This window comes from Leisingera sp. ANG-M6 (assembly GCF_000813905.1).
Classification (GTDB): domain Bacteria; phylum Pseudomonadota; class Alphaproteobacteria; order Rhodobacterales; family Rhodobacteraceae; genus Leisingera.
The window spans coordinates 1-19,801 of the sequence record NZ_JWLG01000016.1; the positions used below are offsets into that span (position 1 = coordinate 1).

The 19,801-nt window shown below is 68.9% G+C and carries 16 protein-coding genes; 9 read left to right on the plus strand and 7 right to left on the minus strand.

All coding sequences use genetic code 11. From position 1 onward, the window contains the following. Positions 1-8 precede the first annotated feature (8 nt). Both RA24_RS14835 and RA24_RS14840 read right to left on the minus strand, forming a co-directional pair. A complete protein-coding gene (locus RA24_RS14835; RefSeq protein WP_019294892.1) occupies positions 9-689 on the minus strand; it encodes a sulfotransferase family 2 domain-containing protein in 681 nt (226 codons plus the stop codon). An 86-nt stretch (positions 690-775) separates the two neighbouring features. Then, positions 776-1,960 (minus strand): peptidase G2 autoproteolytic cleavage domain-containing protein, encoded by a 1,185-nt coding sequence (locus tag RA24_RS14840; RefSeq protein WP_039192531.1) that lies wholly within the window; start codon positions 1,958-1,960, stop codon positions 776-778. A gap of 271 nt (positions 1,961-2,231) precedes the next feature. On the opposite strand from RA24_RS14840, the gene RA24_RS21810 reads away from it, so the two are divergent. The 6 genes from RA24_RS21810 (at position 2,232) to RA24_RS14870 (ending at position 10,493) form a co-directional block, all read left to right on the plus strand. Then, entirely contained in the window at positions 2,232-5,141 is a 2,910-nt protein-coding gene (locus RA24_RS21810; RefSeq protein ID WP_052269604.1) for a calcium-binding protein, read from the plus strand. A gap of 109 nt (positions 5,142-5,250) precedes the next feature. Further along, positions 5,251-6,042 carry a metallophosphoesterase family protein gene (locus RA24_RS14850; RefSeq protein ID WP_052269605.1) on the plus strand — a complete coding sequence of 264 codons (792 nt, stop codon included), beginning with the start codon at positions 5,251-5,253 and terminating at the stop codon, positions 6,040-6,042. Between the two features lie 132 nt (positions 6,043-6,174). Then, complete coding sequence (locus RA24_RS14855) at positions 6,175-6,447, plus strand: VPEID-CTERM sorting domain-containing protein (RefSeq protein WP_019294880.1); 273 nt, start codon at positions 6,175-6,177, stop codon at positions 6,445-6,447. Between the two features lie 111 nt (positions 6,448-6,558). Further along, positions 6,559-7,356 (plus strand): sulfotransferase family protein, encoded by a 798-nt coding sequence (locus tag RA24_RS14860; protein ID WP_029204675.1) that lies wholly within the window; start codon positions 6,559-6,561, stop codon positions 7,354-7,356. A 193-nt stretch (positions 7,357-7,549) separates the two neighbouring features. Next, positions 7,550-8,254 carry a sugar transferase gene (locus tag RA24_RS14865; protein ID WP_039192533.1) on the plus strand — a complete coding sequence of 235 codons (705 nt, stop codon included), beginning with the start codon at positions 7,550-7,552 and terminating at the stop codon, positions 8,252-8,254. A 94-nt stretch (positions 8,255-8,348) separates the two neighbouring features. Next, positions 8,349-10,493, plus strand: a complete 2,145-nt coding sequence (locus RA24_RS14870; protein ID WP_039192535.1) for a polysaccharide biosynthesis tyrosine autokinase — start codon at positions 8,349-8,351, stop codon at positions 10,491-10,493. 128 nt (positions 10,494-10,621) lie between these two features. Here the strand turns inward: RA24_RS14870 and RA24_RS14875 are convergent, their stop codons facing one another. Beyond that, entirely contained in the window at positions 10,622-10,909 is a 288-nt protein-coding gene (locus RA24_RS14875) for a hypothetical protein (RefSeq protein WP_152612440.1), read from the minus strand. Between the two features lie 313 nt (positions 10,910-11,222). Here RA24_RS14875 and RA24_RS14880 point away from each other — a divergent pair, with 313 nt between their 5' ends. The 3 genes from RA24_RS14880 to RA24_RS14890 are packed head-to-tail and all read left to right on the plus strand — an operon-like array spanning position 11,223 to position 15,389. Beyond that, the gene (locus RA24_RS14880) at positions 11,223-13,352 is read left to right on the plus strand and encodes a YjbH domain-containing protein (RefSeq protein ID WP_029204673.1); all 2,130 of its coding nucleotides are present in this window, start codon (positions 11,223-11,225) and stop codon (positions 13,350-13,352) included. Continuing rightward, positions 13,349-13,984: a YjbF family lipoprotein gene (locus RA24_RS14885; protein ID WP_039192540.1), complete on the plus strand. Its 636-nt coding sequence runs from the start codon at positions 13,349-13,351 to the stop codon at positions 13,982-13,984. The genes RA24_RS14880 and RA24_RS14885 overlap by 4 nt, the downstream gene beginning before the upstream one ends. Beyond that, positions 13,974-15,389 carry a polysaccharide biosynthesis/export family protein gene (locus RA24_RS14890; protein ID WP_237754635.1) on the plus strand — a complete coding sequence of 472 codons (1,416 nt, stop codon included), beginning with the start codon at positions 13,974-13,976 and terminating at the stop codon, positions 15,387-15,389. Before RA24_RS14885 ends, RA24_RS14890 begins: the two co-directional genes overlap by 11 nt. Positions 15,390-15,411: 22 nt before the next feature. On the opposite strand, the gene RA24_RS14895 is transcribed toward RA24_RS14890, so the two are convergent. The 4 genes from RA24_RS14895 to RA24_RS14910 form a co-directional block, all read right to left on the minus strand. Beyond that, positions 15,412-16,278 (minus strand): sulfotransferase domain-containing protein, encoded by an 867-nt coding sequence (locus RA24_RS14895; protein ID WP_019294872.1) that lies wholly within the window; start codon positions 16,276-16,278, stop codon positions 15,412-15,414. 63 nt (positions 16,279-16,341) lie between these two features. Beyond that, positions 16,342-17,283: a glycosyltransferase gene (locus tag RA24_RS14900; RefSeq protein ID WP_039192543.1), complete on the minus strand. Its 942-nt coding sequence runs from the start codon at positions 17,281-17,283 to the stop codon at positions 16,342-16,344. After that, positions 17,276-18,517, minus strand: a complete 1,242-nt coding sequence (locus RA24_RS14905) for a hypothetical protein (RefSeq protein WP_039192546.1) — start codon at positions 18,515-18,517, stop codon at positions 17,276-17,278. The genes RA24_RS14900 and RA24_RS14905 overlap by 8 nt, the downstream gene beginning before the upstream one ends. Continuing rightward, positions 18,514-19,800, minus strand: a complete 1,287-nt coding sequence (locus RA24_RS14910; protein WP_039192549.1) for a glycosyltransferase — start codon at positions 19,798-19,800, stop codon at positions 18,514-18,516. Before RA24_RS14910 ends, RA24_RS14905 begins: the two co-directional genes overlap by 4 nt. Between the last annotated feature and the right edge of the window lies 1 nt (position 19,801).

Consider the following 19,801-nt stretch of genomic DNA (forward strand, 5'->3'; position numbering starts at 1 on the left):
GGCGGGGGTCAGGCGGGGGAGCTGATTTGCAGATCCTTCGGCAGCTGCTCCGGGTCATAGCCGAAACGCTCGAAATCCGCCGCATAGAACTTGCGGATCCTCTGCAGGGTCTGTTCGGTTGCGCTCAGCGTGTCGCGCTCGGATTTGCGGGCGTGGTGGATCTCGAGGGCCTCCGTGTCCAGGCCCAGATGCTCAAGCCCGGCCCGCACCGGGCTCTCCAGCCCGTCTTCGAGGCGGAACACCTCGACGCGGGCGCCGATGAATTCGCCTTGCGGCCGGATGTGGTTGTCCAGGATGAAGCTGTCCTCGCCATAGCGCTTGAGCTGCCGCCGCACCCAGGTGTCGAAATCCGGCAGTTCCCGGGTCTTGGTGAGCACCCGGCGCCAGCGGTATTCGCTGACCATCCGGGCCATCGGGTGGCGGACCACCGCAAAGGCGTAATCGTAGAACCCCGCAGGCAGCCAGTGTTTCAGCACTTCCCAGTGCATGTGCTGGGGGGTGGCGTTGGAGTAGCCCAGCCGCTTGTGGTACTTCAGCGCCTGCGGCGCGCCCGCGGCCTTCAGCACCTCTTCCACCGTAGAACCGCCGGTTTTGGGAATATGGACAAAGAGAATGACTTTATCGCCGTTCCGGTAAAGGGGCATGCAGTTGCGGCCTTCTGTTCTGGAGTCGTTTTCTGCGGGTGTCATAGCCGGCGCGGCAGGGGTTTCAAACCCGAAAGGCAGGCGCTGCGGCAGGAGCGCGTATATTGGCCGCGGACCGCGTCCCGCAGGCCTCAGCGCACCAGCCATTCCTCGAGGTCCGGACCTGCCTGCCGCATCCGGATCCAGCCCGGGGCCGCGGGCTGGCCCTGGCGCAGGCGCAGCTTGCCCAGAAGCCCCGTCAGCGCCCATTCCGGGCGCGCCTCCCGCGGCACATAGGCCCGGGAGGCATCATAGGCGGGGTTCTCCTGCGGGTTACCGTCCGCATCGCGCAGCAGGGCGCCGTAGGCATCGCGCAGCCAGCGGTGCTTCCAGCCGTCCATGTCGCCGTCGCCGATCACCGCCGGATTGGCGCTGATCACGCCGACCGGCGTCTCGCCGGCGTTTGCGGCGCGGATTTTTGCGCCTTCCAGCACCACGGACAGCCCGCGGCGGTCTTCGCCCGCAGGGTTGCCGTCCGCCCATTCGAACCATTCGGCGTAATCGGCGCCGCCGCCGGACCAGGCGCCGGAGCAGCTGCCGTTGCCGTCTGATCCCAGCCGGAAATCGGCGCCGCCGCCATCACCGGCCAAGAGGTAATCATCGCTGCTGCCCCGGATCTCCAGATGCGCCGCCGGGCTGGCGGTGCCAAATCCTGCGCGCCCGTTCGGCGTCAGCGCCAGGGCGGTGCTCCAGCTGCTGCCATCATCCGACAGTTTCACCGCGAAGTCATTGCTGCCCGCCAGCCCCATTTCGGCGCGGCCGCTCCAGTTTGACTGGAACAAGAGCGAGGCGGTCTCTGCGCTGGCGGATTTGTTGATCTTGAGCTGATGGCCGGCGCCTGCGTGGCTCAGCAGCGTTGCCGGGCCGGAGACGGCCAGCGGGTTGGCGGCATCACCCGCGGTGCCCACCCCGAGATGGTCAAGGTTCTGGGTGTCCGCCGGCGGCAGCACCCAGGCGCTGCCGTCCCAGACCCTGAGTTCCTGTTCCGCGGTGCCCCAGGCGCGCCAGCCGGGCAGGGGGGAGAGGAACAGCCAGCCCTCGCCCTGCCAGACGGCAATGGCATGGGGATGGCCGGCCCAGGCGCCGGCGGGGCTGGCCGACAGCACATGGGTCTCGCCCAGGGCGGGCGCGGCGGGGGGCGTGGCGGCATCAAACCCTTCGGCGCTGAGCTGCACCAGCGCGTCCAGCATCTGCAGCGCTTCGTTGTGGGTCACATGTTTCTGCGCCTGGGAGGGCATCAGGTAGGGCAGGGCGAGGATCGGCGAGGCCTGGGTCATGAGCGGGGCTCCGGCATGGGAAAACGGGATCGCCGGCCAGAATGCCAGAGCCAGGTCAAAACGGCGCTAACGGGGCGTACGCTGGGTACGCAACACCCCCCTGCGGGGCCCGCGCGGTCCCGCTCTGTTCCCGGCTTAGTCCCGGCCTGTTCGCGCAATTGTTCTCAATCTGTAAACAATGTCCCCGGTTTTGCCCGATTTGCCGCCCGCTTTGCGCCGCCCGGCCCCGCCAGTCTCGCGCCTGGGTTCTGCAGCGCATGGGAGCGGCACAATGGCACTGGCATTCACGGGACGGTTCGGCACCGGCGACATGATTTTCGGCACGGATCTGCGCGATCTTGAGATCGCGGTGCAGGACGGCCAGGCCACGCTTTATGCCATCAGCGGCATGAACGGCGGCCTCAGCCGCTGGCAGCTGCCGGGCAATGGCGGGCTGCCGCAGCTGGCAGGCCAGCAGCTGCACAGCCAGGCGTCCTTGCGCACCGGCAGTTTCGAGCTGGCGGAGATGGGCGGCGGTCTGCGGCTGGTGCAGGAGCACGCGGGCGGCGGCCTCAGCTATTATGCCCTGGGCAGCGGCGGCAGCCTGGGCAGCCGCCAGCAGGACAGCCTGGCGGGTGCAGATGCGGGCGGGCTTGGCGATGCGGCGGTGCTGCAGCTGCAGGGCGGCCAGTCGGCGCTCTATGCGGTCGGGCAGTCCGGCGGCGGATTGCAGGGCTGGCGGCTGGATGCGGACGGGACTGTGCAGGCGCAGGCTGCCCTGGGCGGCGGCGCGGATGCTTACCAGCTGGATCCCGCGGCGCTGCTGGCCGCGGTTGAGACCGCGGGCGGGCCGGTGCTGCTGGCAGCCGGCGCCGGGGGCTTGCGCGGCTACAGCGCGGATGCGGCGACCGGTACGCTCACCCCCGGGGCGGTACTGGGCGCGGAGCAGGGGCTTTCGGTCTCGGGCATCACCGCGCTGGAAAGCTTTGAGACGGATGGCAAGGCCTGGGCGCTGATGGGCGCGGCGGGCAGCAGCTCGCTGACGCTGGTGGAGGTGGATGCGGCGGGCGGGCTGCAGTTCCGGGCGCAGCTGCAGGACAGCGCGATGACCCGCTTCGGCGGGGTGTCGGCGCTGGAGGTGGTGCAGGCGGAAGGCCATACCCTGGTGCTGGCGGCGGGCAATGACGGCGGTCTCAGCCTGTTCACCCTGACCCCGGGCGGCGCGCTGATCCATCTGCAGAGCCTGGAGCATATGCCCGGCCTGGGGCTGCAGAATGTGACCGCGCTGGAGGCAGTGGCGGCACATGGCCAGCTGCAGGTCTTTGCGGCCTCGGGCGCGGAAGACGGCATCAGCCGGTTCACCCTGCCGCTGGCGGAGCTGGGCGTTGTGCGCCGGGGGGAGGCAGGCGATGCGCGGCTTGATGGCAGCGCCGCAAATGACGTGCTGGAGGGCGGCGCAGGGGCGGCGGATCTTTATGGCCATGCCGGCGATGACGTGCTGGTCTCGGGCGCGCAGGGCGGTGAGCTGACCGGCGGCGCAGGCGCTGACATCTTTGTCATTACCCCGGGTGCAGAGGCGGTGACGGTGCGCGATTTCACCCCCGGCGAGGATGTGCTGGACCTGTCGCTGTTCGAAGGGCTCTACAGCCCGGCCCAGCTGCAGAGCCGCGGCCGCAGCTTCGGCATCGACCTGGAGGCCGGCGGCACCAGGATCGCGGTGGTGCAGGCGGGCGGCGGGCGGCTGGAGCTGGAGGATGTGTTCGGCCCGGCGCTGCACTTCCAGTTCCCGCAGCGCCAGGGACTGGGCGATACCCTGCCCGGCGGCGGCTACTACGGCGGCAGCGGGCATGATGTTCTGGAGGGCACTGGCGGCCGCGATGCGCTTTACGGATGGGAGGGCAACGACCGGCTGGACGGCAAGGATGACCGCGACACGCTGCTGGGCGGCAGCGGCAATGACACGCTGCTGGGCGGCAGCAGCGGCGATGTGATGCAGGGCGGCAGCGGCCGCGACAGCCTGGCGGGGCAGGACGGATATGACTGGCTGTGGGGCGGCAGCGGCGATGACAGGCTGCTGGGAGAGAACGGCTATGACAAGCTGTGGGGCGGCACCGGTGCCGATATGCTGGACGGCGGCGCGGGGCATGACCAGCTGACGGGGCAGACCGGGCGCGACACGCTGGCAGGCCGCGACGGCGATGACCGGCTGGCCGGCGGGCGCGACAACGACGTGCTGCGCGGCGGCGCCGGCAATGACACGCTGCTGGGGGAGAGCGGCGCGGATTTCCTGGCCGCCAGCAAGGGCGATGACCGGCTGTACGGCAGCAGCGGCAACGACACGCTGCGCGGCGAGGCCGGAACCGACAAGCTGTGGGGCGGCACCGGAACGGACCATCTGGAGGGCGGCGATGGCGACGACCAGCTGTGGGGCGGGGACGGCAATGACCGGCTGTGGGGCGGCGAAGGCGCCGACATGCTGGACGGCAGCGATGGCCACGACCGCCTGGCCGGCCAGACCGGGCGCGACACGCTGGCCGGCGGCGAGGGCGATGACCGGCTGGCCGGCGGGCAGGACAATGACGTGCTGCTGGGCGGCAGCGGCGATGACACGCTGCTGGGGGAAGGCGGCGCGGATGATCTGGCGGCTGGCGGCGGCAATGACCGGCTCTATGGCAGCGGCGGCAGCGATACGCTGCGCGGCGAAGGCGGCGCCGACAAGCTGTGGGGCGGCAGCGGCACTGACCGGCTGGCCGGCGGGCGCGGCAATGACGTGCTGGATGGCGGCAGCGGCGATGACACCCTGCTGGGGGAGAGCGGCGCGGATTTTCTGGCGGCTGGCAGCGGCGATGACCGGCTCTATGGCAGCAGCGGCAATGATACGCTGCGCGGCGAAGCCGGGGCGGACCGGCTGTGGGGCGGCACCGGCGCGGACCTTCTGGAGGGCGGCAGCGGCAATGACCGCCTGGCGGGCGGCGAGGGTGCCGATGTCTTTGTCTTTGCCGGCAGCCACGGCAGCGATACGGTCACCGATTTCACCCCCGGCCTCGACCGGATCCGCCTGAGCGGCACCGGCGCGGACAGTTTTGCGGATCTGGAGATCCGCCAGGCCGGGGACGGTGTGCTGGCGGACAGCGGCAGCGGCTGGATCTTGCTGGAGGGGCTGCGCCCGGATCAGCTGGCGGCGGATGACTTCCTGTTCTGAGCAGGCCGCCGGCCGCCGCGGCTTGCTCCGCCGCGGGCAGGGCGGTATCACCGCCGGACCCTGATGCCCCCTGCGCCGCGGCGCAGGCCAACCGGAGAGCTCTCTGCCCGTGCTGTCATCGCTGCTGCAAAAGCTCAGGCTGCAAAAATCCGGCCCGCAGAAATCCGGCCCGCAGAAATCCGGCCCGGAGGCCTCCGGTATGCCTGCCGGTTTTGCGGCGCCTGCGCCTGGCGAACCGCTCTGCGTGATCGGCGATGTGCATGGCTGCCTGGACCTGCTGGAACGGATGCTGGCGCAGGTGCCGCAGGGCCACCGGATCGTGCTGGCCGGCGATTACACCGGCCGGGGCGAGCAGAGCGCAGAGGTGCTGCGCTGTCTCAGCGCGCGCCCGGATCTGACCTGCCTGAAGGGCAATCACGAGGACATGCTCCTGCGCTTCCTGCGCGATCCCGGACGCGAGGGCGGCCGCTGGATCAGGAACGGCGGGCTGCAGACCCTGGCCTCCTTTGGTGTGCCGGGGGGGCGGCCGCAGATGCGCGCAGAGGAACTGCGCGCGTGCCGGGATCATCTGCAGGAGCGGATGGGGGCGGCGCTGATCAACTGGCTGGCCGGGCTGGAGGCCTCGCTGCTGTCGGGCAATGTGCTGGTGGCGCATGCCGGTGCGGACCCGCAGATTGCCGCGGACCGGCAGGCGGAAGAGGTGCTGATGTGGGGGCACCCGGCGTTCCTGGGCACCCCGCGCCGCGACGGGGTCTGGGTGGTGCATGGCCATACCATCGTGGACCATCCCGCTGCCGCGCAGGGCCGGATTGCCATCGACACCGGCGCCTATGCCAGCGGAGTTCTGTCGGCGGCCTGCCTAGGCGGCGGGGCGGTGCGGTTCCTGCAGGCCGGGCGCTGACGCAGACCGGTGCAGCCCGGACACGGGGCGGTGGCAAAGCCGCAGCCGGCGGGGGCTGGAAGTTGCGCGTATTTTTGGAAAATGTTAACGGCTTTTGCAGGGGTGTGAACGCGAACCAGTTGAGGCCGAGCAATGAAAACTTTTCTGACTGCAGCAGCCGCTGCACTTGCGGCGCACTGCCTGACCCTGACGGCTGCCTTTGCCATGGGCAACGGCAATGGATACGGCATTGGCAACGGCAATGGCGGCAACAATGGAAACGCCGGCGGCAATGGCTGGAACAACGGCGTCGGCAACCCGCACGGGGTGCCGGAAATCGATGCAAGCACCGGCCTGCTGGCACTGGCAGCCGTGAGCGCCGCCCTGGTCCTGGCCTGGGAAGTGAACCGCCGCCGCCGCGCCTGACGCGCGCGGATTTCCGAGGCGGGGTTTCGCGCCGGAGCGCAGGCCCGGACAGAGCGCGGCGCAGATGGCAGCGAAGCTCCAGACAGACAGGCCATGGCCATGGAAAGCACGATGAGTCCCAAGCCCCCCGCCAAGGCGCCGCGGCGCCGCAAACCGCTGGTGGCGGCCCGGATTGAGTCGGAAGACTATAACGGCAACCCGCAGATCTCCTCCCTGGTCTTCATCTGCGGATTGCACCGCAGCGGCACCACCCTGCTGGAGCGGATGCTGACGGCGCAGTTCGAGCTGTCCTGCCTGCGGGCCACCGTGCCTGAAAGCGAAGGCCAGCATATGCAGAATGTGTTTGCCTCCGCCCGGGGGTTCGGCGGCCCGGGGGCTTTTGCCTTCAGCCGCCGGATGCGGGAGGAGCTGCAGCAGCTGACGGATTACGCGGGCTGCCGGGAGCGGATCCTGCAGGACTGGAGCCGCTTTGTCGTCGGCAGCGCGCCGGTGCTGCTGGAGAAATCGCCGCCGCATCTGACAAAGATCTGGTGGCTGCGCCGGGTGTTTCCGGGCTGCCGCTTCATCATCGTCACCCGGGACCCGCGGGCGGTTGCGGCGGCGACGCAGAAATGGAGCAAGACCTCGCTGCCGGAGCTGATGATGCATTGGAACGCGGCCTATTCCCAGGCCGATGCGGATTTCTCCGAAGCGGATTGCATCATCAGCCGCTACGAGGACTTCGTGGAGCAGCCGGGTGCGGAGATGCAGCGGCTGGGGGCGTTCCTGCAGGTGCCCGCGCGCCGCGGCGCCGTTGCGATGGAAGAGCGGTTTGCAGAGCTGGAAAACTCGAACCCCAAGTATATCGAGGCGCATGAGGGAACTGTCTATGGCCGCGGGGTCTGGGACAGGTTCGGCTATTGCGTGTAAGGGCGCATCCCGCCGCCGGCAGACCGGCCGGGGGCCGGGCCTGTTCCGTGCCGCTGCGGCAAAAAACAGCCAGGGTCCGGAAGTATGAGAATTCCTACTTAATTTTATTACAATTAGGGTGTATCAAGCGTGGGCTGCTCGCGTTAAGCGGGTGGTTTTTTATTTATCTGTTTGAATTTACGGGTGTTTGACGATGCGGGATTTTGCACTGCAGCCCTATGCTCTCGAGGAGACCGGTCAGGAGCCGGGCCAGGAGAGCAGCCTGGAGACCGGCCCGGCGTTTGCGGGGTTTTATGCCCGCACCGGCAAGCGGGTTTTCGACATCGGCTTTGCCCTGCTGCTGCTGCCGGTCCTGGTTCCGGTCATCCTGGTCTTGTGGGGGGCCGTGCGCTGCGACGGCGGCGCGGGGTTTTTCGGCCATGTCCGGGTCGGCCGGGGCGGCAAGCCGTTCCGGTGCTGGAAGCTGCGCAGCATGGTGCCCGATGCCGAAGCCCGGCTGCAATCCTACCTGGACGCCGATCCCGCGGCGGCCGCGGAATGGGCGCGCAACCACAAGCTGGCCGATGATCCGCGCATCAGCCGGCTGGGCCGGATCCTGCGCAAGACCAGCCTGGATGAGCTGCCGCAGGTCTGGAACGTGCTGAAGGGCGAGATGAGCTTTGTCGGCCCGCGCCCCATCGTCACCGGGGAACTGGCCAAATACGGCAGCAGCGCCCCGGCCTATCTGGCCCAGAAGCCCGGCATCACCGGGTTGTGGCAGGTCTCCGGGCGCAATGGCATCAGCTATGATGAGCGGGTGGCGCTGGATGTGGCCTATCTCACCCGGCGCAGCTTCCTCAAGGATTTGAAAATCATCGCCAAAACCGGCCTGGCGGTGATCGGCACCACCGGCCGCTGAGCTGCGGCGGCCTTTCTTCTTGCCGCCCCCGCGTGTATGCGGGGGCGGACGCGCCGCAGCGGCGCGCTGCGGGTCTCACGGGTTTCGGGTCATCATGAAACAATCGCCTTTGAATGAAGCTTCCTTCCCGGCGCCGCGCCCGGTGGCCGCAGAGGCGCTGGAAGACGATGCCGTCGATCTGGGCGCCCTGGCGGCCACCCTGTGGCGCGGCAAGTGGATCATGGCGCTGGCCGCAACGGCCGCCATTTTCCTGGGCGGCCTCTATGCCTTTGTGGCGGCGGTGCCGCTTTACACCTCCAGCGCCGTGGTGATGCTGGAGACCAAGCAGCAAAGCGTGGTCGACCTGCAAAGCGTCGTCAGCGGGCTGTCGGGCGATTACGCCGAGGTCAACTCCGAGCTGGAGGTGCTGCAGTCGCGCGGGCTGATGGGCAAGGTGGCGGACAAGCTGAAGCTGGCGGAGGATCCGGAGTTCAACGGCGCCCTGGCGGAACCGTCTGCCCTGGGGGTGCTGGTCCGGTCCGTCAAATCGGGGATCAAATCGCTGCTGGGGCTGCACCGCCCCCGGGCGCCGCTGCCGGAAGAGCTGGCTGAGCAGCTGCTGCGGGACAGCGTGGTCTCTGCCCTGCTGGGCAAGGTCACGGTGCAGAACGTGCCCAACACGCTGGTGTTCCGGGTGTCCGTGGAAACCGAATCCGCCCGCAAGTCGGCGCTGATCGCCGACACCATCGTCGATCTCTATATCCTCAACCAGATCGAGGTGAAATTCGATGCCACCGAGCAGGCCACCACCTGGCTGACAGGCCGGGTGGCGGAGCTGAAGGCGGAGCTGGAAACCGCCGAGGCCAGGGCCAATGAATTCAACGCCGGCACCGCGCTGGTGTCGCCGGAGGCGCTGCAGGCGCAGGAGGTGCAGCTGAAGGACCTGCGCGAGCGCATCCTCCTGGCCGGCACCGCCGCGGAGACCGCGCAGGCGCGCTATGACGGGCTGCGCAGCGCAGAGACCCGGGAAGCGCAGGCGGAGATCAGCCAGGACCGGCAGCTGCAGCGCCTGCTGGCGCAAACCGGCACTGATGCGGGGGATGCTGCCTTTGACACCGCTTTCCAGCGGCTGCTGGCCCGCGCCGCGCTGGACGCCCGCCGCGCCGCCCAGCAGCTGCAGACGCTGGTGCAGTCGGAGGCGGAATTGTCCCGCCAGACCGCCCGCCAGGGCGAAGACCTGATCACCCTGCAGCAGCTCAGCCGCGAAGCGGAGGCGGTGCGGCTGCTCTATGAGTATTTCCTGACCCGCCTCAAGGAAACCTCGGCCCAGGAGGGCATCCAGAAGGCCGACAGCCGGCTGCTGTCGCGGGCGGTGATCCCGCTGCGGCCCTCGGCGCCGAAGAAATCCCTGATCCTGGCGGTGAGCGGCCTCCTCGGGCTGATGCTGGGGGCGGGCATTGTGCTGCTGCTGGAGGCGCGGCGCAAGGGCTACCGCTCCGCCCGGGAGCTGGAGCATAAGACCGGCTGCAGCGTGCTGGGGCAGATCCCGGTGTTCCCGGCCAGCGGGCGGCGCAAGGTGCTGGAATACCTGGCCGAGAAACCCTCCTCAGCCACTGCCGAGGCGGTGCGCAACCTGCGCACCTCGCTGATGCTGTCCAATGTCGACCAGCCGCCGCAGGTGGTGGTGATCACCTCCTCGCTGCCCGGCGAGGGCAAGACCACCAACGCGCTGGCGCTGGCGCAGAACTTTGTTGGCATCGGCAAGACGGTGCTGCTGGTCGAGGGCGATATCCGGCGCCGGACCCTGACCGCGCAGCTCAAGGATGTGCCGCCGCAGGGCATCGTCTCGGTGCTGGCAGGCGACGTGCCGCCCGAAGACGCGGTGTTCCGCGATCCGCTGCTGGGCTGCGACGTGCTGGCCGGGGAGGCGACCTCGGCCAATGCCGCCGACCTGTTTGCCTCGGAGCGGTTCCGCGCCTTCCTGCAGCAGATGCGGCAGCGCTATGACGTCATTCTGATCGACACGCCGCCGGTGCTGATCGTGTCTGACGCGCGGCTGATTGCGCGCCATGCGGATGCGGTGCTGCTGACGGTGAAATGGGACGGCACGGCGGAGCAGGATGTGGCGGAATCCCTGCGCCTGTTCCACACCGACAACCAGCGCCTGACCGGGATGATCCTGGGCCAGGTCAACACCCGCCGGATGAAGCAGTACGGTTACAGCTACGGCGATTATGGCGCGAAATACTACGTCAGCTGAGGTGCCGCCCGGGGGCGGGCGCCCTGCGGAAACGGCGCGCCCCGCTTGGGGCGCGCCGCTGCTTTTGCTCCTGTCAGGCTTGCCGGCCGGGCCGGGGTTCCCCGGAGGCTCCGGGGAACCGGGCCGGATCAGTTGGTGCTGACGGTGCTGGTGGTGGAGGGGGTGGAGCCGCCGCCCGCTGCGGCGGCAAGGCCGGCCGCTGCCGCGGCGGCGCCCAGGGCCGGAGCCACCAGCGGCACGAAGCCGGTGACGCCTTCCGCTTCCGCTGCCGCGGCGGCGTCTGCTGCGTCCGCCAAAGCGCCGATGCAGGCGTCGTCGTCATTGGTCTGGTTTTCTTCGCAGTCGTCCTGGCTGGCAGTCTGGGCGGCAACGCCGGTTGCGGACAGGGCCAGTGCCAAAAGGGTAATCCGGATCATCATCAATCTCCTGAACCTATTCGGCGCGAGCCTATCATGCCCGGGCTGTTCTGAGAATGCCGCACGGTTGCAAAAGCCCGCAAGCCCTCGCTTTTTTGCGGTGTTCCGCCTGCCGGCCCGGCAGGCGTTGCGGGCGCTGGCCTGCCGGCGCCGCGGCGGCGCCGGCAAGCGGGGCTGCGGGGCCCTGAACGGGCAAGAAAACAGGCAGATTCGCCACAGGCAGGAGACAATTCGCCCGGCCCCGCCCGGCGGCGGGACAGCCCGCCGGAAAACGGATATGGGGAAGCGGGCCACAAGCGGTTTTTCAAGCGGTATGAGACAACGGATACTCCAGGGACGGCATTTTCTGCTGGCGGCGCTGGTGCTGGCGGCCCCTGCCGCGCTGAGGGCCCAGACCACCTCGAATTACGGCACGCCGGGGCTGATCGAGACGCCCACCGCCGAAATGTATCCCGATGGCACCCTGGCCTTCACCAGCGGCATGCTGGACCAGACGCTGCGGGCCACGATGACCTTTCAGATGCTGCCCTGGGTGCACGGCAGCTTCCGCTACGGGGCGGTCGAGGGGTTCTTCCCGGACCGGCCGGATGGTGCGCAGACCCTGTATGACCGCAGTTTTGACATTCATTTCCTGCTGCGCGGGGAAAGCCGCAGGGGCCCGGCCCTGGCGCTGGGGCTGCGCGACTTCGGCGGCACCGGGGTTTATGCCTCGGAATATCTGGTGGCCACCAAGACCTTCCGGGAGCGGCTGAAGATTTCCGGCGGCATCGGCTGGGGCCGGATGGCCGGGCGCGGCAGTTTTTCCAACCCGCTGGGGGTGCTGTCGGACCGGTTCAAGACGCGCGAGACCTCCGGCGCGGGCGGCATTTCAACCACCGGCCAGCTGGATTTCGGCAATTGGTTCCGCGGCGATGCGGCGCTGTTCGGCGGCGCCAGCTGGCAGTACAATGACCGTCTGACCCTGCTGGCGGAATATTCGCCGGATCTTTATACCCGGGAGCAGGCCCGCAACGGCTTCGAGGTCAATTCGCCGTTCAATTTCGGCCTCCAGTACCGCTTCAAAAACGGCGCGCAGCTGACCGCCTCTTATCTCTACGGCAGCACCCTGGGGGTCAATTACAGCTATTTCATCGACCCGCGCCAGAGCGTGGCGCCGGGCGGGCAGGGGGCGGCGCCGCCGCCCTTGCTGCCGCTGAACCAGGCGGCGCTGGCCAGCTGGAACCTGCCGTCCGCGCCCGCCGCCGCCGCCCGCCGCCAGCAGGTTCTGGCGCAACAGCTGCAGCAGGAAGGGCTGCGGCTGGTCTATCTGGAGGACGCGGGCGGAACCTTCCGCATCGGGGTGGAAAACGGCCGCTACGGCCAGGCCGCCCAGGCCATCGGCCGCACCGCCCGGGTGCTGGCCAACACCCAGCCCGCAGGCGTGCAGGCCTTTGACATCGCGCTGATGGCAAACGGGGTGCCGCTCAGTTCGGTGCGGATTGCCCGCGATGACCTTTATGAGCTGGAGCATGACCCGGACGGCGCCTGGCGCAGCTTTGCTCGCGCCGAGGTGTCCGACAGCATCTCCCTGGTCAAGGGCGGCTTCACAAGGGATGCCTATCCGCATTTCAGCTACCGCTTCGGCCCCTATCTGCAGGCGTCTTTCTTCGACCCCGACGCGCCTTTCCGCTATGAGGTTGGCGCCCAGCTGGGGCTCGACTACACGCTGTCGCCGGGGCTCAGCCTGTCGGCCGGGCTGCGCCAGCCTGCGGCCGGCAATCTGGACGACAGCCAGCGCCGGTCCAACTCGGTGATCCAGCGGGTGCGCTCGGACTGGGGGCTTTATGCGCAGCAGTCCGATCTGCGCATCGAGCATCTGACCGGTGAATACATCTGGCGGCCCGGCGAAAACCTCTATGCCCGCGCCACGCTGGGCTATCTGGAAACCATGTACGGCGGGCTGTCGGGGGAGCTTTTGTGGTTTCCGGCCAACAGCCGCCTGGCGCTGGGGGCTGAGCTGAACTATGTGCGCCAGCGCGATTTCGACGTGCTGTTCGGCTTTCAGGACTATTCCACCGTGACCGGCCATCTGTCGGCCTATTACGATCTGCCGGGGGAGTATCACGCCCAGATCGATGCCGGCCGCTACCTGGCGGGCGATTACGGCGCCACCGTCACCCTGGACCGGGAATTTGCCAATGGCTTCAAGGTCGGCGCTTTCTTCACCCTGACCTCGGTGGGGTTCAGCGACTTCGGCGAAGGCAGTTTCGACAAGGGGATCCGGCTGGAAATACCAATTTCCTGGCTGACCGGCCGCCCGTCGCGCGACCGGCTGGCGCAGGTGATCCGCCCGGTGCTGCGCGATGGCGGCGCCCGGCTCAACGTGCGCAACCGGCTTTACGGCGTCACCCGCGAGGCGCGCGCCCAGCAGCTGGTCAAAGGCTGGGGGAGGTTCCTGCGATGAAACGGCTCTGCAGTGCGCTGCTCACCCTGCTGCTGCTGTCCTGCGGCGAGGCCCAGGACGACCTCGATCTGTTGCGCGGCGCGCTGCAGCCCGATGCGCCCCGGTTCCATCCGCGCGCCTCGGCGCTGGCCTCGGTCCGGCCGATCCCGCCGCGGCTGGAGGTGTCCTTCCCGAGCCGCGATCTGAGCGGTGTCATGCTCTTGGAGACCGAGCGTGCGGGGGTGCAGACCTGGCTCACCGCCGATGGCGCCACCATCACGCTCAAGCAGGGGTTCCTGACCTCGGCCAAGGGCTTCGGCTCCGGCCTGGCGGCCTCGGATGTGCAGCACAGCGCGGATCTGGTGCTGGCGGCGCGGGAGGGCACCGTGGAGCGATTTCACAGCTTCCTCAATGGCAACGACCAGATCGAGCTGCACGCCTACCGCTGCGCGGTCACGCATGCGGGCGCGGAGACCATCTTCCTGCGCGGCGAGCCGGTGGCGGTGCAGAAGCTGGAGGAGCGCTGCCACGGGCTGGCGGACAGCTTCACAAATACCTATTGGGTCCGGCAGGGGGCGGTGTTGCAGTCCTCGCAGTGGACCGGCAGTTTCCTGGGCAACCTCTTCATGAAGACGGTGCCGGATGAAAATTGAACGACAGTTGATTGGAGGACGCATCGTGCGCCGCATTTCCCTTGCCCTCAGCGCCCTGGCCCTGGCCGCACTGGCCTCCGGCTGCTCGACCATCTACCGCAGCCCCGCCGTGAAGGCCGGCGTGTCGGACGCCGGCAAGGTGCGGGTGGTGGCGGTGACGCCGGAAACCGTGCTGGTCGCCAACCGCGCCGCCTATCAGCCCAAGGCCCTGCCGGCCGTCTTCGGGGTTTCCGCAGGCTCGGGCGCGGGCGCCAGCCCGCGGGGGCCGGGCACCCTGCCGCAGGCGCCCTCCTCCCAGGACGGCAGCCGCCAGGGGCTGCGGCTGGACCCGCCGCCCAGCATCGACCCCGGCCCCTATACCATCGGCACCGGCGATGTGCTGGTGCTGTCGACGCCCTCGACCCAAGGCACGGTGGCGGAGCTGTCCGGCTTGCTGGCGGCGCAGAACAGCCGCAACGGCTACACGGTGCAGGATGACGGCGCGATCAACATTCCGGATGTGGGCCGGGTGCGGGTTGCCGGCCTCACCGTGGACGAGGCCGAGGCGCTGTTGTTCCAGCGGCTGGTGGAAAGCCAGATCGACCCGACCTTCAGCCTCGAGGTTTCCGAGTTCAACTCCCGCCGGGTGTCGGTCGGCGGCGCTGTCGGCCAGCCCGGCGTCTACCCGATCACCCTGACCCCGCTCACCCTGGGCGAGGCGCTGGCAGCCGCAGGCTCGGTCTCGGTGGCGGATATCGACACCAGCTCGGTCCGGATCTACCGCGATGGCACCATGTACCAGATCCCGCTCGAGGATCTCTATGCCCGCCCGGCGCTGCAGCGCCTGCCCCTCTTGGCGGATGACTCGGTGTTTGTGGACACCGACTACGATCTCAGCCGCGCCGAGCGTTATTTCACCCAGCAGATCGAGCTGCAGAGAGCCACGCTGGCAGGCCGCCGCGCCGCGATCGACGAGCTGACTGCGGCGCTGACCCTGCGCCGTGCCGATCTGGATGAGCGGCGCGACAACTTCTCCCAGGCGCTGGAGCTGGACGCGGTGGACCGGGATTACGTCTATCTCAGCGGCGAGGTCCGCACCCAGGGCCGCTACACGCTGCCGTTCGGGCGCAAGGCCATGCTGGCGGATGCGCTGTTCGACACCGGCGGCGGCATCGCCAAGGAGACCGGCGACGCCAGCCAGGTCTATGTGCTGCGCGCGGCGCAGGACGTGCGCGAGTTCGGCGCGGTCACCGCCTGGCACCTGGACGTGCGCAACGCCGCGCATCTGCCGCTGGCGGCCCGGTTCGAGCTGCGCCCCGGCGACATCGTGTTTGTGGCGGAAAACCCGGTCACCCGCTGGGGCCGCACCATCGACCAGATCACGCCGTCGCTGATCACCACGCCGGTCAATGCGCTGAGCGACTGATCCGGCGCCGGGGCGGGCGCGGCTATTCGCTGTAGCCGAAGGCCTGCAGCGACGGGCGCAGCCGCCGGGTCAGCCCGGCGGCCTCCTGTGCACTCAGCCCGTCCCGCCATTTGCCGGACCCGCCGCGCCGGAAGGTGTGCGACTTTGACGGGGCAATGGCGCTTTTCAGGGTCTCCAGCAGCGCCTCCGGGCTGCCAGCCGCGGCGGAGCTGCGGGCGGCAAAGCCGGCGATGATGCGGGCCAGCTGCGCCTCCTGGCCGGCGCCTGCGAGGTCCTCGTAGCGGATCGCCAGGGTGCCGGGATCCTGCAGCCAGCCGGCATAGGGCAGCAGGCGGGCATTGCACTCCGGATAGCGGCTGTCGAACCCGTCCAGGGCCAGCTGCAGCCGCTCCCGGCTGCCGGGCAGCCGGGCAAAATGCCGGTGCATCCGGTGCCAGCGGTTCATCTCGCCCAGGTAATGCGCCTCAGAGACCAGAACGTCGCGGGGGTCGCGGTAGATGAAGAGATGCAGGGCGTTGATCCGCGCCAGCGCCGCGGCGGCTTCGGGGGAATAATGCAGATGGCTGCCCAGGGTTTCCGACGGCAGGATCCGGCTGATCCGCCGGGCCAGCGCTGCCGGGGAGCGCTGCCGCAGGGTCACCGACGGGCTGGTTGCGATGAAGCGGCCGAGATAGCGGGCCTCGGGCAGCGCCCGGGTCACCTGCAGCAGCAGATGGGTGCCGCTCTTGGGCAGGGAGTTGGCAAAAACCGGGGGATGCCCCTGATACTGGCTGTCGCTGATCCGGCGCCGCTCCAGCGCGGCCGCCGGTTCCCGCAGGAAGGCAATCCCCTTTCTCAGCAGGGAGGACCTGCGCACGGCGGGGAGGTCGGCGATCTGGTCAATGTTCATCTGGAAACCGTTTCCATGTTGCAGGGGGCGGGCAGGGGTGGCGGCTGCGGGCGGCGGCCTGGCTCAGCGCGGCTTCAGCCGCGGGACCGCGTCCCGCAGCCGCCGCCGCATCCTGCCGAGCCGGGCATTGAGGCGGAGGATACGCCATTCCGGGCTGGTGATGACCCGATGGGTGAAATCAAAATCCAGTTTGACCTCGGCGGGAAGCTGGAAATCCATCCGCCCCGGCGTCTTCTGCCCCAGCCCGAACAGGCTTGGCAGGCTCAGCCGGGAGGCATGGGTGCCGCCGCCGAAGCCGGAGTTGCGCAGCATCGGCACCGGCGGAAACAGCGACATGCCGCCGTGTTCGGCGATGGTCCGCTGCCAGTGCACATACCAGCTGCTGATGCGGCCGGCCTCCTCCATCTCCAGCATGCGGGTGAAGTCCCGCAGCCCGTGCGCATTGAACCGGTCCCGGAAGGCGCGGCAGCGGCGGGCCTCGCGGCTCAGGCTGCAGGTGCCGGTGAACTTGGCCCAGCGGTCCGACCAGGTGGCCCAGCCCCAGGAACTGCCCGCGGGCATGAAATGGGCGGTCCCGCGGCCATAGCCCTTGAGGTCGGGGACATCGCCGCAGATGCTCCAGACCCGCATGTCGGCGCCATAGGCCGTCAGCGCCTGGTTGAAATAGCGCAGCGCATCCGGGCTGAGCACCAGGTCGTCCTCCAGCACGATGAGGCTGGCGTGGCGGCTGCAGACCTCGCTGATCCCCGCCGACAGCGACGCCTTGAGGCCGCGGTTCTGCGGCCGGGCCGCCACTGTCATCGCCGGGTGGCCGAGGGTTTCGAAGAACTGCCGGACCGCGTCTGTCCGGGCCCGCTCGGCTTCCGTTCTGGGGCCGTCCACAAAGACATAGGCCTGCGACTGCCGCCACTCCGGGTTTGCGTCCAGCGACGCGGCGAGCTTTTGCGCCAGGTCCAGGCGGTTGAAGGCAAAGATCGCAATGGGCGCCAGGGCGGGATCAGGCAAGGGGCGGCTCCTTTCCGGGATCCTGCGGCGGCGCGGCTGGCCGGTGCCGGCCGGCCTGTCCTTTGCCGGCCTGTCTCCGGCCTGTCAGCGGCAGGAACATCAGAAGGCCGAAATAGAGCCACAGGGAAGGGTCGAAGAAAAAGAATTTGGCCACGATCAGCGGCAGGCTGGCCAGCAGCAGGCCGGGGCCTGCATGCAGCACCGCCATCACCGCCAGCCAGAGGAGCAGCGGCACTGCCAGCAGGATGCCCGCAAACCACAGCATGTTGATCAGCGTGCCCAGGTCCTGCGGCGAGCCGCAGGTTTCGCAGAAGGAGCGGCCCAGCGGGTGCGGGAACAGCATTTCCGTTCCCAGCCTGGCGGTCCAGGCATTCCAGGCCTGCAGCTTCATCACCATCGAGCCGGAGGCATCCTCGGTTTCAAAGCGGTCGAGGAAATACTGGATATAAGCCGTGTTCTGGAAATCCAGCGACTTGACGAGCAGCAGGCAGGGAATGGCGGCGGCGGCCAGCACCGCGGCAATGGCCAGGGCCTTGTGGCGCCGCCGGTTCAGCAGGGCTTCCACCAGGCAGCCGCAGAGGTAGCTCAGAATGGCCAGCACCGCCCAGGCCGACAGGGTGATCGCGGTCGACAGGATCGCCGCGGTTTCCAGCCGCCCGGCCAGCCGCCCGCGCAGGACGGCTGCCAGCAAGGCGCAGAAATACACCGTTGCGGTGTAGGTGCCCGGCTCGATCTGGAACCCGGTGACCCGGTAGTAGCCCATGAACTCATGGATCCGGGCTGCGCTCCAGGGGAACATCAGGCCGTGAAAGTCGATGGCCAGGCCGCCGCCGTAGTAGGCGGCCGCCGCCAGGCAGAGGCCGGCGAAGTTGACCAGCAGGTAGACGCGCACCAGCCGCAGGAAGAGCGCCCGGGTCCCGGGCCGGTGCTGGATCCCGCCCAGCAACAGCCCGGTGAGGATGGCAAAACAGGCGATCACCGCAAAAGGCGAGGGGTCGGCAGCATTTGACAGCAGGAAGATCACGGAGATGAAAACCGCCCAGATCAAGGGGCTGAACCGCAGCCCGGCGCGGTGCAGCTGCACCAGCTGGACCAGCAGCGCCGCCCCCGCCAGGCCCCGCAGCAGGTAGGAGAGGCCGGCAAAGGTGCCCAGGGCCGGAAATTCCGTCCGGGTCATGAACAGAAAGAAACAGATGTGCAGCATAAGCTGCGGCAGCGGTCCGGGGCGTGTCATCTGCCGGCCCCGTCTTCTGCAAGGGCAGCAAGGGCAGCCGCGTGCCCGGCAAAGTTCCGCGCCGCGTCAAAGCGCTCTTGCCACAGCGCCCGCGGGTCCAGGCCTGCCGGGCGGGCCGGCCCCAGCAGCGCTTCCGCCTTGTCTGCCAGGCGGGCGCTGTCCTGGGCCTCTGCCAGGCTGCACAGGCTGCCGCTCCGGCCGTCCACAACCGCTTCCGGGGTGCCGTCGACCGCGGTGGCCAGCACCGGAATGCCAAAGGAGACCGCCTCCATGATCGACACCGGAATGCCTTCGGATTTGGACAGGTTGACAAACAGGTCCACCGCCGTTGTGCGGTAGAAGGCCATCAGCTCCGCGTTTTCGACCCAGCCGTGCATCCGGATGCTGAGGCCCTCCTGCGCCCGGGCCGCCTCGATGGCCTGCAAGGCGGCATCCTCCTCCCCGGTTCCGAAATGGTGCCATTCCACCTGCCGCCCGCGGCGGGCCAGCTCTGCCGCCAGCCGGGCGATCAGATGCACCTGCTTGACCTGGGTGATCCGCGAGCAGGACGCCAGCACCAGGGGCCCCGCCCGGGGCGCCTGCCGGCCCTGGCCCATGTCCGGGGTGCCGAGGCGGGAGACCACGGCCCTGCCGGCAAAGCCGGCTCCGCCCCATCGGTCCCCGAAATAGCTGCAGCCATGCTCGGAGATGAACACCAGCCGGGCGGCCCCCTCCAGGTCGCGGCGCCAGGGGAAGCTTTGCAGCGGGCTTTGCCCGGCGGTGTAATCATGGCCGCCGTATTCATAGAGATCGACCCTGTGAAAGCGCACCGCAAAGGGAATGCCTTCGCGGGCGAACAGGCCCGAGGCCAGCGCCGGGGTGTGCCCCCAGTAGGAATAGGCCGCCCTGGGGCCTTTGGCCGCCAGCAGGCGGCGCACCCCTTCGGACTGCTCAAGGCGCTTGCGGATGGCGGCCCAGGCCAAGAGCCGCTTCCAGTCCGCCGGATCGCCGCTGCGGCGCAGCTGCCGCCGTTCCGCCAGCGCCATCTTCCACACTGCCGGATCCAGCAGCGCCTTCACGGCAAGGGCCTTGCGGTCCTTGCCGTGGTACAGCGGCGGGCACAGCTCAAAGCCCTCCGGCAGCTCCCGGCGCTGCGGCGCGCCCATCACCGGCTGCACGATGACCCGGGCGAACCGTGCCTTCAGATAGGGCAGCTCTGCCGCCAGGAAGGGCTCGCCGCTGGCATAGGGGTATTTGAATGTGGTCAGCAGAAGCGTTGACGGGTGTGCCGCGGCATGCGTCATC